Here is a 14,683-nt window from a genome sequence, read left to right as displayed (position 1 = left end):
GTGGGTGCGGGGGCCGCCCGGGGGCGGCCCCCACGGCGGCTGGTTCAGCCCGTGACGGGGTCCTGCCGGGTGGCGCGGGCCTCACGCAGGTGCTTGCGCAGATCGTGGAAGCTCGATCCGCTGTTGAAGACGTTGAGGAGGAAGTCCGTCAGGTCCTGGCCCGGGAGGCACACTTCGGCAGCCTGGAGGGCGAGTCGGGACGTGGCGTCGTTGCCGAGTGCCCATGCGGTGAACGCGTGGAGGGCGAGCGGTGCGGCGGCGTGGTCGGTGTAGGCGGCGGGGCAGCGGTGGGCCAGGGCGAGCCACAGCTCGTTCGCGGCCGTCAGCTCGTGGTCCTCGCAGTGCATGAGCCCGGTGTTGAGCACGTCGCGGTACTGGAGGACGAGCAGCAGTCGGGCCGTGAGGTCGTCAGGGGTGTCCTTGGCCTGCCGGGCGCCGGTGACCAGTTCGGCGATGGTGGCGGTCACGAGGTCGATCGCGTCGTCCACGACGCTCTGGTGCCCGCCGGAGCGGATGTCGGCGTGCATGGTGCGCACGGCGGTGTCGAGGGTCGCGGTCATGGCGGCGGCCCGGGCCCCGGTGGCGGGGGCGAGGGACTTCAGGACGTCGCTGCTGCGCGGCAGGCGGGTCGAGTCGAGTGCTGCGGGCGGTTCGGGGATGGGGTGCCCGTCGTTGGGGCCGGTCGTCAGCATCGACCAGTAGCGGGACCGGGTCACGTACACCGCTTCGCTCAGGACCAGTCCCCGGCGGTGGCAGGCTTCGCGCAGGTGGTCGGCGATGGGCTGGTGGGTGAGGCGGGACTGCGGCCCGTAGTCCGGGTCGGCCGGGTCGGGGCAGACGTAGGCGACGAGCCGGTGGATCGGGAACAGGAACGACGCGGAGTCGTCCTGCTGGTGGCCGACGAGTTCGTCGGCCAGGGACGGCCAGTGGGCGGGGTCGGCGGGCAGACCGGTGCGGAGGACTCCGAGCGGCGTACCGGTCGGGGTGATACCGGCGAGAACCACGCTGTTCTCGGGGTGGTAGTCGAACAGGTGCGGCAGCAGGTGAACCAGGCCTTCAGCGCCGTTGAGCACGAGCAGCTTGTCGTTCATGGGTCCCTATCAGGTTTAGTCCGGATTCGCGGTCCGGAGCGGCAACAGGAGAGGACTTCCGTCTTCTTTCTTGACTTAAGTCTATTTGAGGGCGTGCCTGTTGGGCACACCCCAACTCCTCCGAGATTCACGGCGGCCGGGGCGCCGCCCGGGTGGCATCCCGTCGGAACGGGCACCCGGGCGGCGCCGGCCAGCAGTGCGACTACCCCTCGCGCTGCTCGCGAAGGACGGCCCGCAGCGAGTCCGGGACACCGACCGGCGCGCCGATCACCTGGTCGACCTCGGCCAGGGCCACCAGACCCAGCAGTGCCTGCGCGTCCTCATCCCCGGGCTTGGCCTCCAACGCCTGAACCGCTGCCCCTTCGGCCGCCGCCAGGTCGCCGTCGAGCATCAGCGCGGTACCGAGCAGGGTGAGCGGCGCGGCGGCCAGGCGGCGGTGGCGGCCGGTGCACAGGCGTGCGATACGCGCCCACAGCCACCTCGCCCGCTTCACCTCGCCGGGCTCGCAGTACGTCGAGGCCAGGTGCAAGACCTCCCCGTTCTGGACCGCGAGGAGCAGCCGCGCCGCCTCCGGTTCCGTCAGCGTGTCGACACCGCGGCGGCCGGTCAGCACGGCGTCGAGCACCGGCTCGAGATCCCGTATGACCGCCTCGCCGCCGGCCTCCAGTTCCTCCGCGAAGAACCGCAGGGCGTCGGCCACCACGCCACCGCCGTCTTGGTCGTCGCCGCCTACGACGTGGGGGTCCACGGTCGGCCGGTCGGCATCATCGACGGTGCGGGGTGTTCCCGGGCCGGGGTTGCCGCAGGAGGTGTCCGCGGGCAGGGGCCACCAGTGGGTGGGGGTGATGAACTGGCTCTCGATCACGGCCAGGCCGTACCGGGCGCACGCGGCGGCGAGGTGGCGCCACAGCGCGGTGTACCACTCGATGGCCTCGGGGCCGTGGCCGGCGCGGGCGTAGACGAGCAGTGCGATGCCGCGCTGTCCCGTGCTGGTGGGGGGCAGCTCGGCAACGTCGCCGATGAACGCCCGGGCGAAGGACGGCCAGTGGTGCGGGTCCTGCGGGATGTCCGCGACGATCATGCGCAGGGGCTCGCCGAACTCGACGAAGACGATCTGCCTGGCCGGTTCCCGGCCGAACGCACCGGCGGCGAAGTCGGCCAGATCGGCCGCCTCGATGGTGAAAGGGGTGTTCTCGGACATGGCGGTTCCTCGTTCCAGGTGGGGCCGCGCCGCCGGGCGGCGCGGCCAGGGTGACGTGGAGCGGCTCGCGGCCGGCCGGGGGCCCGTGAGCCCCCGGCCGCCGGGTCACGCCGCGAGCAGCAGGGCCTTCGCCGCGTCCTTGAGCGGGCTCTTCTGGTCGTGCAGCAGGGTGGTCATCGCGAGGTTGGCGCGGTGCTCCTGCTCGGTCAGGGCCTCGGGGGTCTTGACGGTCCGGAAGTAGTCCTCGAACTCCACGACGGCCTGGAGGGCGGCCCAGCGGGTGCCCCGGATGTTCTCCTGGGTCGTCGCCTCGGCGAAGAGGTGGTGCAGCCGGTCGCGGCGCTCCTCGTAGGCGGCGACGATGTGCTTGCGCGCGTCCTTGCTCGGGGCCCCGAACAGCCGGGTGATCAGCTTGTCGAACTCCTGGTTGGTCATCGCCTGCTGGTAGAGGGCTGCGGCCTCGGCCTCCAGGGCTGCGGCGTAGCGCTCGGTGAAGCCGAGGGTGCGGCGGGCCTCTTCCAGGTCACTGAGGGCGCTCTTCGTGTGGCGGATCTTCCAGACGCGGTCGGCCTTGCTGACGGCGAGGTCGAGGGTGTTGGTGCACACCGCCCGCACCGGGGTCTCGACGGCGACGGCGGCCGAGCGGCCGTCGTGGCTGTTGGCGAACAGGGTGTAGAGGTCGATGCGGTCGGCCGCGCCCTCGGGGTCGATGGTGATGCTCGGCGACATGACCGACATGAAGACGACCCGGCCGCCGTCGAGCGCACCGGCGGTCTCGTAGGTGACGTGGCCGCCGCCGACCAGCTCGTCCAGGAAGGCGAACGCGTCGCGGTTCTGGATGGGGGTCCAGGTCTTGCCGACAAGGCCGCCGACCCAGTCGCCGGTGTCGTCGCGGAAGGTGCCGAAGCGGCCGGGGATCTTCTTGCCGAGCTTCCCCCTGTTCATCGGCAGGATCGGCAGCTTCTCGACCTGCCAGTCCAGCTTGGCGAGGTGCAGGACCTCGTCACTGGTCTTCGCCTCCTCGGTGACGATCCCGAGGCCGTGCCAGGCGGGCTGACGGTGGGAGTAGAAGGCCGCCTCGCCGGTGGTGTTGTCGATCGCGCCGAGGTCGGCCCGGCCGGTGATGACGTCGCTGTCGCGCATGGGTGTCTCCTGTGAGGTCTGCCCGGATTCGCGGTCCGGACGGGCAACGAAGCTGACTTCCGTCTGCTTTCTTGACCTAAGTCTATTCTCGGGCGGGCGCCCTTGGGCACACCCTTCGAGGGGCGAAGTTCGGGGACTTCCCACCGGCCGACGGACGCCCGACAGCCCTTCCCCGGCGGGCGCCGAGCCCGAGTTCGGAGGGGGCCTGAGCGGCCGAGGCCGCTGGACGCCAACGAATCAAAGTCGCAGGAAGCAGCAGTTCAGCGCACTCGCCTGGATCTCGCGGCAGTCCGACGTCGATCGACCTCGGGACACGAACGGAGTAGCGGGGCGGGTCGCTATAGAGGTTGGATCGGCACGCAACCGGCCGCCATCTGTGCCGAGTTGATCCATCACCTCGACAACGCCGCCGACCCGCGCAGCGCGCCCGCTACGTCCCTCAGGAGATTCGCATGAAGTTCCTGCCCTCGCCGGCCAACGTTCTCGCCCAGAGCCGCCTGTCCGGCCCCGAGGCCGCGTTCCTGGCCACCCTGGTGCTGGTGCTCGCCGTGCTAACGCTGACCGGCAAGCCCGTTCCGGAGCCGCTGATCGTGCTGGCGACCGCGTCGAGCGGCTTGATCACCCGCGGGCACCCTGGCGGCCGCCGGCTCGACGGACGGGCGCGCTGATCGTGGGGCGCCACACCAACCCCGTCCCGGCGGGCACCGGCCCGCGCCTGCGGGCGCTCGCCCTCGCCCTGCGCCGGTTGAAGGAGGCTGGCGGACTCACCTACGCCGAACTCGCAGAACACACCAAGGCCCTCGGGATGCCCAAGGGCGCCGCGACCCTGAGCCAGGCCGCCGGCGGCCACCGGCTTCCCCGGCTCGGCACCATCGTCGCGTTCGCCCGCGCGGCCGCGGACCCTGCGGACGCGAAGGCACAGCGCGAGGCGGCGGTGCAGGGCATCCGCGACTTGTGGAAGGCGGCGGCCATCGAGCGGGCCGCCCCTCTGGCCTCCGAGCAGGCCCCGACTGCTCAGCGATACCGCCGAGTGCGTGAGGTTGGCGGACCGGTGGTCGTGCGGATCAGGAACCCCCATCCCAGGCGGACCTTGGCGAATCTGGCGCTGGGGTTGAGGAAGATGCGGGCCCGGGCGGGTCAGCCGTCGCTCAAGGCCATCCAGGACCTATCGGATGCCGCCGGGAACCGGGTAGCGAAGAGCACCATCCAGCTGATCCTAGCCGGGCGCGTTCTTCCGACTCACAATCAGCTGGTAGCCGTCCTCGACGCCTTCGACCATGCTGCGGGGCCCGGCCGAGCTGCATCCCACAGTCGGCGTAGTCGATGGATCGCGGTGCGCGACTCCATCGAGCGGCGGAGGCGAAGGGCTACCGTCAGCCCTCAACTCGCCTTCGGGTGCCTCGACTCGTTCGTCCTGGAGGTCCGCGAACGCCGCGAGCGCGAGGAGGAGATCCTGCGCAAGGTCGGGAAGCTCAGCAAGGACGGCGAGGCCATCAGCGACGACGTGGACGACGAGTACCGCCTTGGCGTGCCCGATCAGTCCCCGACCTCATTGTGGCTGCTGAACGATGAGGAGGTGGCCGCTTGGGCGCATGAAGCCCTGGAGTCCGGCCGATACGAGGACGACCGGGACCTGCGCGCCGAGCTGCGCGCCCTGGCCGACGGTTAGCTGCTCGCGCGGCGGTTGCGCAGCTCCAGCCCTGCCTGCTTGGCGTACCGGGTCACCAGGGCGGGGGCCAGCCCGGAGGCGTCGGAGATCCGGTACACGGGCACGGACCGGTCGGGGTAGGCGGCGACGACACCTTCAAGGCGCATCTCGCGCATCCTGGTGGCGGTGTTGTCGATCACCTCGAGCGGGTCGCGCAGCTGGTCGAGCAGGTCCATCGGCTCCGGTTCGGCTTCCTCGACGGCCGCGAGCGCGGCTCGCAACTCCTCAACGGCGGCGGCGAGCCGCGCTCCGGGGCTCGCAGTGCGGCGCGGCTTGCTGCGCTTCGGCGTCGCGGCCGGCTCCTTGCCGCTCATCGGTGCTCTCCTTCGGGCTGTGGTCCGACCGGGGCCGGGGGTCGTCTATGTCTATCAGGGGGTGCGGGGGCTGGCGAACAGCGCGGCGTGCCCGCGTCCTGCCGGGCAGGGCGCGGGCACGCCGAACGGGTTCTACAGCAGGGGGCCGATCGCCTCGATGGTCAGCTCGATCATCAGGTGGGGGCTCTGGCCGGGTGGGCGGCGTACGCGTTGGGTGAGGTGGCCGAGCACGATGACCTGGTCGTCGGCGTGCAGTGTCTCGGCGATCTTGTGCGCGAGGTCCCGCCAGGCGATGCAGCGCAGGGTCAGGTCCCGGGCCTCCGGGTCGCGCGGGCGGCCGGGGACGGCCAGCAGTGGGCGCTGCTGGAGGGTGAAGGTCGTCTTGGCGAGCCCGCCGCCGGGGGGCTCGTACAGCTCGGGGTCGCGCAGGATCCTGCCGATCAGGGTGGTGTGGTTGGGGAGGTTCACCGGCCACCGGCCAAGCGTGCGGTGTCCAGGTCGAGGGGGTCGGTGGCGGCCGCCGCGTCGAGGCACCGGGCGATGTGCAGGAAGTGGCGGGCCATCGCCATCGGGTGCGCGCCGGTACGGGGCCACGGGGGCAGGTCCGTGATGGGCAGGGCAAGGCGGTGGGCCTCCTGGCGCAGGCTGCCGACCCAGTCCGGCACTCCCGGGGGCAGCGCCCCGGCGCGGTGGCACATCCGCGAGAGGACGGTGTAGTCGGTGTCCCCGCGCCACGACCACAGTTGGGGGCTCGGGGTGTCCTCGAGGAACCACCGGAGCTCGCAGGCCAGCCGGTCGCGGCCGCGCACGTGCGGGTCGCGGCGGTCGAGGCGGCCGTCTCGCAGGGGCAGGTGGGCGACGCCGGGCCCGATCGCCTGGGCGGGGTCGATGCGGGCGCGCCCCATGGATCCGTCGATGGCGTAGTACGAGGTGCCATCCTCGCGCAGGAGGGCGACGCTCACCGAGGTGATGGCATGGCCGTCGTCCAGGCAGGTAATGCTGGTGAAGACACGCATGGGGTACTCCAGTCAGTGGGTTAGCGCGAGGTGGCCGGCGCGCGGCGCGGCGGGCGTGCCGAGTTCGAGTTCCTGCATGCGCCGTTCCAGGAGGTCGGCGCAGCGCTCGTAGGCGTCGTGGACGGCGTGGTCGCGGTCGGCGGCGAGGTCGTCCAGGGCGACGCGGATGCGCCAGGCGAGTACGTTGTGTGGGGAGGTGTAGCGGGTGCGCTTGGCGGTGTGGTCGTCGCGGCTCACGCGCTCGGACAGGATCATCCAGCGGCCGCTGTAGGCGTAGTAGTGGATCCGCAGGGTCCAGGGGCTGGAGGTGGGTTCGGCGTAGGCGAAGCGGACTTCGCCGATGCCGGGCACCCACGTCCAGTCGCCGTCCTGGGCGTCGCGGTGGAGCGGGTCGCCGTCGGGGGCGAGGACGGTGAAGCTGCGCGGGTGGACGTGCTGGAGGCCGCTGCCGTCGGGGGCGCGGAGAACGATGCACTCGTCCAGCTCGCCGAAGGGCCCGCCGGGGTGGCCGGCGCAGTCCTCGTTGGCGGTGACAGTGAAGGTCCGGCCGTGCAGTTCGGTCTTGCTGCCGTGATAGACGGCCCTGATCGGCTCCACAGGGGGCGCTCCTGGTCTGGTGACGGGTCGGAACCGGATGCGGGGCCCGGCGGCAGGAAGGCCTGCCGCCGGACCACTCAGCTAGCCGTGCTCCGGGGCGAAGGGGTCGAGTAGCTGCCCGTTCTCGTCCGTCGCCGGGGTCCAGTCCATGAGGTCCTCGGGGTGCACGTGGCTGAGCACCAGCTCGTCGTCGCGCAGGAGGTTGTACAGGTGCTGCTGCTCGCCGTTCTCGTCCGCGTACGTGTCGCAGGGGAGCGTGCCGGGGCGGGCGGTGAGCATCTGGTGTCGCAGGGACTCCACTCGCCCGAGGTACTCCACGGTCGATCCGTCGTTCAGGGGCGGGTGGGTCCCGTTGCTGAAGGCCATCGGTTCTCCTAGGTCGGGCCGGGGGTTCGCGGCCCCCGGCTGGCGGTACCAGCCTCCCGCAGAAATAGACCTAGGTCAATAAAGAAAACTTCAGTACATCTAACTGGGCTTGGTGCGCTCCTCAGCGGCCGCCAGGTGCGACGCCAGGGCGCGCTCGACCAGTCCATGGACCGCGCGCAGCGCCTCGTTCCAGCCCCGCGCCCACTCGTCACCTCCTCGCTGCTGCCCGAGTTCGGCGATGGAGGTGAGCGCGTGGATCATGGCCGGCAGCGGCAGGAGGACGACGCTCGTCGCCCCGTCGTGGCCGTGGATCGGCTCGACGTCGACGGCGTGGTCCCAGACGACGGTGGAACCGCGCTCGCCTCGCCAGCGGGTGACGCCCCTGGACCCGGCGGCGGCCGAGAAAACGCAGCCCTCCGCCACCACGCCCACACCGGAGACGCCGGAGACGTCGATGTCGCGGCGCAGGACGTACGGGGTGGGGGGCTCGGGCTGGAACTCGGCGAACAGCGCCGCCAGCTGTGCCACGAGGCCGCTCACGCCGCACCCCCGGTCGAGGTGTGGGTGCCCTTGGGGTCCTTGCGGATCGCGCTGCCGTCCTGCGGCAGGTCGCGGCGGCCGTCGGCGAGGTCGCGGAACCGCGAGTGGGGGCGGAAGCGGGGGACTCGACGCGCGGGCACGACGATCCTGCCGCCGGTCTTGGGGTTGCGGGCGTTGCGGCTCGCGGTCTCGACGGCTTCGAAGGTTCCGAAGCCGGTGACGGCCACCGGCTCGCCCTCGACGACGGCACGCACGATTGCGTCGAGGACGGCCTCGATGGCGCGGGCGGCGGGCTGCCGGCCTCCGAGCACGGGGGCGATGCGGTCGATGAGGACGCGCTTGTTGATGGTCACGGGTCTGCTCCTGCGGTGGGCTAGGGGGTGGTTCCGGGCCGGGCGACGGTGTGTGGTCACGTCGCCCGGCCCGGGTTCGGGGACGCCTACGCCGCGCGCGGCGCGGGCGCCGGGGACGGGCCCGGGGAGGGATTCGGCGGGCCGACGGCGGGCTTGGCCGGGGCCGCCGGGACGGTGCAGCCCGGGTCGGCGGACTGGGAGGTGGTGACGGCGGGGGCCGGGGAGGGGCCGTCGGCGCTGCGGGCCATGGCGGCACCGCTGATACTTCCGAGCACCAGTCCGGCGAGGAGGGAGCCGACGAGCAGTGCGGTGCCACGCATGGCGGTGGGCGTCCTTTCAGAGGGGGCCTGACCGGCCCCGCCGGGGCGGGGCCGGTCAGGCGCGGGGTCAGCGGCTGGAGGTCGGGCGGCCGGGGGTGACCGGCACGCTGGTCGGGGTCGGGTCGGTGCTCGGGTTCGGGCTGGGGGCCGGGCTGGCCGCCCCCGTCGGGGACGGGGACGGGGCCGGGACGCAGGCGCTCGGGCCGCCGGTCGGGGACGGTGCTCCGACGGTCGGGGCCGTCTGCACGTGAGTGACGGTGACGGTCACGGCCGGGAGCGGGGCCGGGGCCGAGGCCGGGCCGTTCTGCTCACCGGTCTGCGCCGGGAGGGTCGGGGCCGGGCTCAGGGCGGGAACGGTCGGGATCGGACTCAGGGCGGGAACGGTCGGGGCCGGGGCGGTCGGGGTGCTTGTCAGGACCGGGGCCAGGGTCGGCAGGGCGGGGGCCGTCGGAGTCTCGGTGCCCAGGTGCACGGGGGTGGCCGTCAGGCTCGGCACGATCGGGGTCTGAGCGGGCTGGGCGCCGGGGGCCGGGGCGGCCGCCGGGTGGCTCATCACCAGGGAGCCGGTGATGAACCCGGTTCCGGCCAGGCCCAGTGCCACGAGGGTCCGCACGTCGAGGCGCAGGGTGAGGGTGCGGCGGGGGCGGGTGCCGTCCTCGGTGCGGGTCTCGTCGGCGGGGGTGGTTTCAGTCATCGGGCTATCTCCTTCGTCGGGCCGGGGGTTCGCGGTCCCCGGCTGGCAGGACCAGCCTCGCATAAAACAGACCCGAGTCAAATAAGATGACTCCAGTAACTTTCAGTGCGGGGCAGGCACTCAAAGCGCCTGCCCCGCAGCTGAGTTGACCCCTAGCGGGACCGCAGTCCGTGAGCGGTCTGGTAGGCGTACAGCCACGTCAACGGCCCGGTCAGCCCGTCCGCAGGCCCGAGGTCGCCGACGTAGTACTCCTGGAGCGCCTGCACCTTCCGAAGGTCCAGCGCCTCCATGTCCTCGCTCGGCCCCACCCGGTACGGCGGACCCCAGTCGCCCGCCTGGAGCCAGGTCTGCAACTGCTGGGCGTAGGAACTGTGCGCGCCCAGCACGAAGTGCTCGCGCCCCGGGAACGGCGGGGCCGGAACCTGGAGCTGCTGGCCGGCCTGGATCCGGTCCGGGTCGGCGATGCCGTTGAGCGCGACCAGCTGCGCCACCCCGGTCTCGAAGCGCCCGGCGATGGCGCTGAGGGTGTCGCCCGACTGCACGGTGTAGACGCCAGCGCTGTCGCCCGACGGCTGGGGGTCGGGCGTCCCGCCGTCGCCCCCACCACCGCCGGGCCGGGGCGCGCCGCGCTGCACCCAGGAGTACAGCTCGTCCCCCGGGCACGACGTCGGATAGCCGTCCTTGTGGCCACGGACCTCGCCGCCGGCGCCACCCTGCGCCCGGCAGTACTCGACGGCGTCCACCAGACCGTCGAGCATCGCGTCGGTCGGCGAGGTGATCCCCGCGGTGCCGACCATCGCGCAGACCGCGTAGTGGCCCGCGTTCAGTGCCGGGTTGCCGTTCGCGCCGTTCTTCCTGTTCAGGCCACGCCCCTCGAACACGTACCCGTGCGGGCAGACGACGAAGGAGTAGGCGATGTCGATCCAGTTCTCGCTCCGGTTGTCGAGGTGGGAGCGCTGGATGTCGCGCACGTGGCCGGCGCATCGGCCGTGGTCGCCCAGCAGGCCGCCGGGCACGGACGAGCCCTCATAGTGGATCTTGACGCCGCGCGTGGAGCTGATGCGGGTGTAGGCGCCGGTGGGCGCTGCCGCGCCCCACTCGGAGCGGGAGACGAGCTTCATCGGCTCGCCTCCCGCCCGCGGTCGGCCCGATTGCTGATCGGCACGATTTCCTCCCCTGGTCGGGTGGTTGGTGTGCCGGGACGCTAGGCCGGGCCAGCCGTTAAGGTCGCGCTGTCAGGCGGCGGCCGTCTCGGTCAACACGCCGTCCTGGTATCCGAATCGACGCTCGCACAGCCGCTCACGCACGACGAACAGCGGGACCAAGCCGCCGCCCTCGGCGGGCGTGGAGCCGACGAGGTAGCCGGACGCGACGACCATCACCCACTCCTCGGGCTTCTCCAGGGTGAACCCGACCGCCACGGCAGAGTCCTCCGCGACGCGGCGCTCGCCAGCGCGGCGGGCATTCGGCCGGGCAATGTGCGGACACAGCATGAGCGCCGCCTGCGCGCAGGCCTCGTGCATCGGCGGGTCCGAGTAGCAGCCCGTCTGCGCCGACATCGGGCCGCCAAGGAACGCGGCCGGCCCCTCAAGCGGTGTGCCGCACAGCGAGCACCAGTCCGCGAGGGCCAGCCGCAGGGCGGCCTCGCCGTTGATGACCACGAAGTCGACGCCATCATCGTGCACGTTGACGGCGGGGATCGGCAGGCCTCGCTTCTCGTCTCGCGGCCGGGCCGCCAGAGCGGGGGGCAGGTCGGTCAGGTCCTTGTTGGTCATCTGGTCCTCCGGGAGGGCCCGTTCGCGGCGGGGCTCGGCAACAGGGGGTCCGCCAATTGGCGGACCCCACCACCCTCCCCACCCCACGCAGAGGCGGACAACAGCCTTACCTCACAGGCCGGATGATGCCTTCGGGGGCCTGCCCGTCCTCGTCGAGCAGGTCCTCCGACACCCAGTACGGCTCTATCAACCGCGAGTCGGAGAGCGTCTTCCCCGGCCCGTACCAGACAGTCTTGAGGTGCCCGCCCCGTTGGTGGGTGTACTGCCTCCAGCCCCCCGCCGAGCCGTTGCCGCCGGTGCTCGGGGCGGCGCTGCGCCGCGCTTCCTGGACGCGCACCCGGGCGGCCCTCAGGCGTGGGCCGAGCCGCCAGCCCAGGCGCAGGAAGCTTTCCGGCTTGTTCCAGCGCCGCTGCTTGCCGGGTTTGGCGGCCTTGCCTCGCGGCGCGGGCGGAGCCGCGATGTCCGCCTTCGAGGAGCACAGGTAGACGGCGACCTGCAGCGCCCTCGTCACGATCGCGCGCTGGGCGTCGGTCGGCTTCTCCTGGCCGCTCTTGCGGGCGATCCTCAGCGCGAGTTCCTCGGCGGTGAACTTGTCCCCAGTCCGAGCGGGGATCGACAGGTGGCAGAACTCCAGTACCGGTGTCGTCCCGCCGGGCGGAGGGGGCAGCGGGGTGCCGTCCTCGGCTAGCGGCTCGCAGATCACGGCGACGGCGATCTCATCCATCCGGTGGTCGCTGGTCAGGCACAGCAGCTTGTCCGGGGTGCGACGCCCGCTGAAGAGGATCGCCAACAGCCGCCCCTTGCCACCGTCTCCCACACTGAGCTCCATCGCGGGCGGCTCAGCGAAGACCACCATCAGGTTGGGGTGGCGGGCCAGGTTGCGGAACAACTGCCCCGGCAGCGTGCCGAGCCGGTACGTCGCCAGCTCCGACGCCATGTCGGGGTGCATCGCGGCGACGTTCTTCCCCTTCGCCCACAGCCGCCACAGCGCGGCCAGGGTGACCATCTGCCGCACCTCGGACAGGCTCAGGATCTCCTGCGGCACAGTGCTGAGCAGCACGCCCCCGTTGATCGCGTAGTCCGGCACTTCACCGAGACCGACGCTGTGCAGCACGCGGTTGGCGGATGCCAGCTCGGCACCGACCTGCTCAGCCACCACCGCAGTCGCCCGGCCCAGTTCAACGTCTTTGCTCGCCATGTGTGTTACTCCCTGCCCCCTTGGGCCCGTCGGGCCCGACTAAGCCCACACTCACCAAGGGCACAGAACCGGACAACAGCCTTAGAGCGCACAAGAGTTGAGCATTCTGACCGAAGGGGACACTCCTGGACGACGCCGCCCAGCCACAGCCGGCCGCGACGACGGACCAGCCCCTACAGCTCCGAGCCCTCCACCAGCTCCGCATCGACCACCGCGGCTTCCTCCTCCAGCTCCGCGGCGAACTCCTCGCGAATCTGCGCCAGACGCACGGCCAGCCGCTCGACACCCCCTCCCCGCTCCCCCGGGGCCGCCGGAAGCTCGCCACCGGCCGCCGGCGCCACCTCGATACGGGTCTGCGCCGCCCGGCCGAAGCTGTCCGGGTCCAGGCACGCGAGGAGGAACTGCGCCGCCCGCCAGTCCGGCTGGGCGAAGTCCCGCTCGACCTGCACCACCCGCTCGCCCGTCTCCGGATCGCGCACCGTCCGCGTGCGCTCCCGCACCACGTGACCGCCGCTCGCCGCCTTCCGCACGAGCAGCACCAGCTGCGCCTTGCCCTCGCTGCGCGCGCGCATGAACCTGTCGCGGAACTCGCAGAACGACTGCTCACCAGCCCTGGCCCGCAGGCCGGCCTCCCGCCGCTGCTGCTCCTGCTCCGCCCGCTCCAGCCACCGGTACACGGTGCTGGGGTGAATGCCGGCCATCGGCGCCGCGTCGCTCACTGGAACGCCCGCCCGGACCGCGTCCAACAAGCGCTTCTCCACCTCCGGATCGAGGGCGGGACGGCGACCGCGGCGGCTACTCACGGAACCGAACGTACGACTACACACAGGTCAACGGCTTCTTGAGCCGTTGCGGGAGCAGGAGCCCACTACGGCGACCGGACCCGGGCTCGGCACCGAGGCGACTCCCCCGGCGGCCGCGCTCCCATAAGTGGGTTGCAATATCTGGTATCGACCCCCCATTAAGCAGTATTGAGACCCCTATTCTGCCCCGAGCGACAGGCACCTCCATAAGATCCGGTTGCTTAATTCTATGAATTTGACTCCGCAGAAGCCTTCGGGCACTGCCCGCAGCGCCGGAGATCCGAACCAACGGATCGCCCGAACGGAATCGAAAACGTGCAACCTTGCACGCCTGGCCTGGAGTTTGCGCATCCCGCAGGGGTACGCAGGACATGACCGCAGGCTGCTTCTGGCATCCCGGAAGGTCTGCTCGGCTCGATATCGAGACGGCGCATAGGGGCCGCACGCTGGGGTGATTCACGAACGCGGGAAGGTGATTTTGCCTGAGCCCTGCGGAGCACTAGTCTTCAGTGCACGCAGAACGGGCCACCCGGTGCAAGGGTGACCCGTTTATCCCGCTATTCAGCCAGAGATTGAGCAGAAAGGGAACGATGCCCATCATGGCACAGTTCAAAGGCTCTGCGCCGCCGTCTGCGGTGGACCGGCCGGTGACCTGGCGGGACCTCGCGGTCTGCGGCCACGGAGCACTGACCACGGCGAGCCTGCACAACCAGGTCGGGTGGCCGACGGCCACCTCGGCGGTCATCGGGCTCACCGGCCCGGTCCTGTGGTCGCTGCTCCGCCACCGGTAGCAGACCTGCGGCCGCACGCCGGCTGCGGCAGCCCGCCCGCGCGGCGGAGCAAACAGGCGACCTACTCGCGTGAGTAGGTCGACGTCGAGCCCGGGCGGGCACTCCGTAAATTTACGGAGTGCCCGCCCGGGCTGTTGTGCCTTCGGACTACTCCCAGCCGAGGCTGTTGACGATCTCGTCGTAGGCGAAGCCGGTGGCGTCGCTGAGCTCATACGGCAGGATCGCTGCGGGCATCGTCACTCCGGAGGACTCGCTCACGTAGACGCCCCGGAACGGGGCGCTGACGGTGCTTTGGCGAATGCCGTCGAAGTCCTCCCAGGCGGCCACCACAAGCGCGTCGTCCGGCATCTCGCCCAACCGGCTGCGTAGGAAGGCTACCCGGACGACCCTGGTGTCCGTGACCGGCACCTGCGGAAGGGCGACCACAGGAACCCGTCGGCCGGATTCGTCGCTCACCGCAGCCATCACGGGCCAGCCGAGCAGAGAGCCCGCCATCCCGTCGAGGCCGGCGAAATCTACGGCGACCAGGTGCTCGTCCGGCATGAGTGAAAGGTGCTTACGCAGGTCCCGGACACGCAGGACCTCATCAGGAATCTCAAGGGGAACGTTCGGCAACATCATGGCGGGTCTCCTCAACTATCGGCGACCGGGGTTCGCGGTCCCGGTCTGGCTCTGCCATCCTCCAGCCCCTTCGACAACGTTGGGCACAACTCGACTGCTAGATAAATGAGTTGTTGGCAGATGGGCGAGGGCATCGGCACGGCGCGCTGGGT

20 protein-coding genes are annotated in these 14,683 nt (G+C 71.4%); 3 read left to right on the top strand and 17 right to left on the bottom strand.

The features are described from left to right. Positions 1 to 44 precede the first annotated feature (44 nt). From ACIOGZ_RS04020 to ACIOGZ_RS04010, 3 genes are all read right to left on the bottom strand, one after another. On the bottom strand, positions 45 to 1,091 hold the full coding sequence (locus ACIOGZ_RS04020; RefSeq protein ID WP_363628953.1) for a DUF4192 domain-containing protein: 1,047 nt from the start codon (positions 1,089 to 1,091) through the stop codon (positions 45 to 47). A 202-nt stretch (positions 1,092 to 1,293) separates the two neighbouring features. Then, the gene (locus tag ACIOGZ_RS04015) at positions 1,294 to 2,292 is read right to left on the bottom strand and encodes a DUF4192 family protein (RefSeq protein ID WP_363628954.1); all 999 of its coding nucleotides are present in this window, start codon (positions 2,290 to 2,292) and stop codon (positions 1,294 to 1,296) included. A gap of 105 nt (positions 2,293 to 2,397) precedes the next feature. Then, the gene (locus tag ACIOGZ_RS04010) at positions 2,398 to 3,435 is read right to left on the bottom strand and encodes a DUF932 domain-containing protein (RefSeq protein WP_363628957.1); all 1,038 of its coding nucleotides are present in this window, start codon (positions 3,433 to 3,435) and stop codon (positions 2,398 to 2,400) included. Positions 3,436 to 3,887: 452 nt separating this feature from the next. Between ACIOGZ_RS04010 and ACIOGZ_RS04005 the strand changes: the two genes are divergently transcribed. Next, positions 3,888 to 4,103, top strand: coding sequence for a hypothetical protein (locus ACIOGZ_RS04005; protein WP_363628959.1), 216 nt, complete (start codon positions 3,888 to 3,890; stop codon positions 4,101 to 4,103). Positions 4,104 to 4,105: 2 nt separating this feature from the next. Continuing rightward, complete coding sequence (locus ACIOGZ_RS04000; protein ID WP_400984716.1) at positions 4,106 to 5,104, top strand: hypothetical protein; 999 nt, start codon at positions 4,106 to 4,108, stop codon at positions 5,102 to 5,104. Here the strand turns inward: ACIOGZ_RS04000 and ACIOGZ_RS03995 are convergent. The 13 genes from ACIOGZ_RS03995 to ACIOGZ_RS03935 all read right to left on the bottom strand — a co-directional run bounded on the left by ACIOGZ_RS03995 (position 5,101) and on the right by ACIOGZ_RS03935 (position 13,119). Further along, positions 5,101 to 5,457, bottom strand: coding sequence for a hypothetical protein (locus ACIOGZ_RS03995; protein WP_363628961.1), 357 nt, complete (start codon positions 5,455 to 5,457; stop codon positions 5,101 to 5,103). The genes ACIOGZ_RS04000 and ACIOGZ_RS03995 overlap by 4 nt on opposite strands. 132 nt (positions 5,458 to 5,589) lie before the next feature. Further along, positions 5,590 to 5,925 carry a single-stranded DNA-binding protein gene (locus ACIOGZ_RS03990; protein ID WP_363628962.1) on the bottom strand — a complete coding sequence of 112 codons (336 nt, stop codon included), beginning with the start codon at positions 5,923 to 5,925 and terminating at the stop codon, positions 5,590 to 5,592. Further along, positions 5,922 to 6,473 carry a hypothetical protein gene (locus tag ACIOGZ_RS03985; RefSeq protein WP_363628964.1) on the bottom strand — a complete coding sequence of 184 codons (552 nt, stop codon included), beginning with the start codon at positions 6,471 to 6,473 and terminating at the stop codon, positions 5,922 to 5,924. Before ACIOGZ_RS03985 ends, ACIOGZ_RS03990 begins: the two co-directional genes overlap by 4 nt. 12 nt (positions 6,474 to 6,485) lie before the next feature. Beyond that, a complete protein-coding gene (locus ACIOGZ_RS03980; RefSeq protein WP_363628965.1) occupies positions 6,486 to 7,070 on the bottom strand; it encodes a hypothetical protein in 585 nt (194 codons plus the stop codon). A gap of 81 nt (positions 7,071 to 7,151) precedes the next feature. Next, entirely contained in the window at positions 7,152 to 7,436 is a 285-nt protein-coding gene (locus ACIOGZ_RS03975; RefSeq protein WP_363628967.1) for a hypothetical protein, read from the bottom strand. Positions 7,437 to 7,535: 99 nt separating this feature from the next. Continuing rightward, positions 7,536 to 7,976, bottom strand: a complete 441-nt coding sequence (locus ACIOGZ_RS03970; protein WP_363628968.1) for a hypothetical protein — start codon at positions 7,974 to 7,976, stop codon at positions 7,536 to 7,538. Beyond that, positions 7,973 to 8,329 carry an HU family DNA-binding protein gene (locus ACIOGZ_RS03965; RefSeq protein WP_363628970.1) on the bottom strand — a complete coding sequence of 119 codons (357 nt, stop codon included), beginning with the start codon at positions 8,327 to 8,329 and terminating at the stop codon, positions 7,973 to 7,975. Before ACIOGZ_RS03965 ends, ACIOGZ_RS03970 begins: the two co-directional genes overlap by 4 nt. An 86-nt stretch (positions 8,330 to 8,415) precedes the next feature. Continuing rightward, positions 8,416 to 8,649, bottom strand: coding sequence for a hypothetical protein (locus tag ACIOGZ_RS03960; RefSeq protein WP_363628971.1), 234 nt, complete (start codon positions 8,647 to 8,649; stop codon positions 8,416 to 8,418). A gap of 67 nt (positions 8,650 to 8,716) precedes the next feature. Next, positions 8,717 to 9,343, bottom strand: a complete 627-nt coding sequence (locus tag ACIOGZ_RS03955; protein ID WP_363628972.1) for a hypothetical protein — start codon at positions 9,341 to 9,343, stop codon at positions 8,717 to 8,719. Positions 9,344 to 9,495: 152 nt separating this feature from the next. After that, a complete protein-coding gene (locus ACIOGZ_RS03950; RefSeq protein WP_363628974.1) occupies positions 9,496 to 10,464 on the bottom strand; it encodes a LysM peptidoglycan-binding domain-containing protein in 969 nt (322 codons plus the stop codon). Positions 10,465 to 10,578: 114 nt separating this feature from the next. Continuing rightward, complete coding sequence (locus ACIOGZ_RS03945; RefSeq protein WP_363628975.1) at positions 10,579 to 11,118, bottom strand: hypothetical protein; 540 nt, start codon at positions 11,116 to 11,118, stop codon at positions 10,579 to 10,581. A gap of 106 nt (positions 11,119 to 11,224) precedes the next feature. Next, entirely contained in the window at positions 11,225 to 12,316 is a 1,092-nt protein-coding gene (locus tag ACIOGZ_RS03940; protein WP_363628977.1) for a hypothetical protein, read from the bottom strand. Positions 12,317 to 12,489: 173 nt separating this feature from the next. Further along, a complete protein-coding gene (locus ACIOGZ_RS03935; protein ID WP_363628978.1) occupies positions 12,490 to 13,119 on the bottom strand; it encodes a helix-turn-helix domain-containing protein in 630 nt (209 codons plus the stop codon). Between the two features lie 599 nt (positions 13,120 to 13,718). Here ACIOGZ_RS03935 and ACIOGZ_RS03930 point away from each other — a divergent pair. Then, positions 13,719 to 13,910, top strand: a complete 192-nt coding sequence (locus ACIOGZ_RS03930; RefSeq protein WP_363628980.1) for a hypothetical protein — start codon at positions 13,719 to 13,721, stop codon at positions 13,908 to 13,910. A gap of 147 nt (positions 13,911 to 14,057) precedes the next feature. Here the strand turns inward: ACIOGZ_RS03930 and ACIOGZ_RS03925 are convergent, their stop codons facing one another. Next, the gene (locus ACIOGZ_RS03925; protein WP_363628982.1) at positions 14,058 to 14,531 is read right to left on the bottom strand and encodes a hypothetical protein; all 474 of its coding nucleotides are present in this window, start codon (positions 14,529 to 14,531) and stop codon (positions 14,058 to 14,060) included. Positions 14,532 to 14,683: the final 152 nt, after the last annotated feature.

Origin of the sequence: Kitasatospora sp. NPDC088160 (genome assembly GCF_044741445.1) — a bacterium.
GTDB lineage: Bacteria > Actinomycetota > Actinomycetes > Streptomycetales > Streptomycetaceae > Kitasatospora.
The sequence above is the reverse complement of the archived record's forward strand: the minus strand, read 5'-3'. Positions and strand labels throughout refer to the sequence as shown.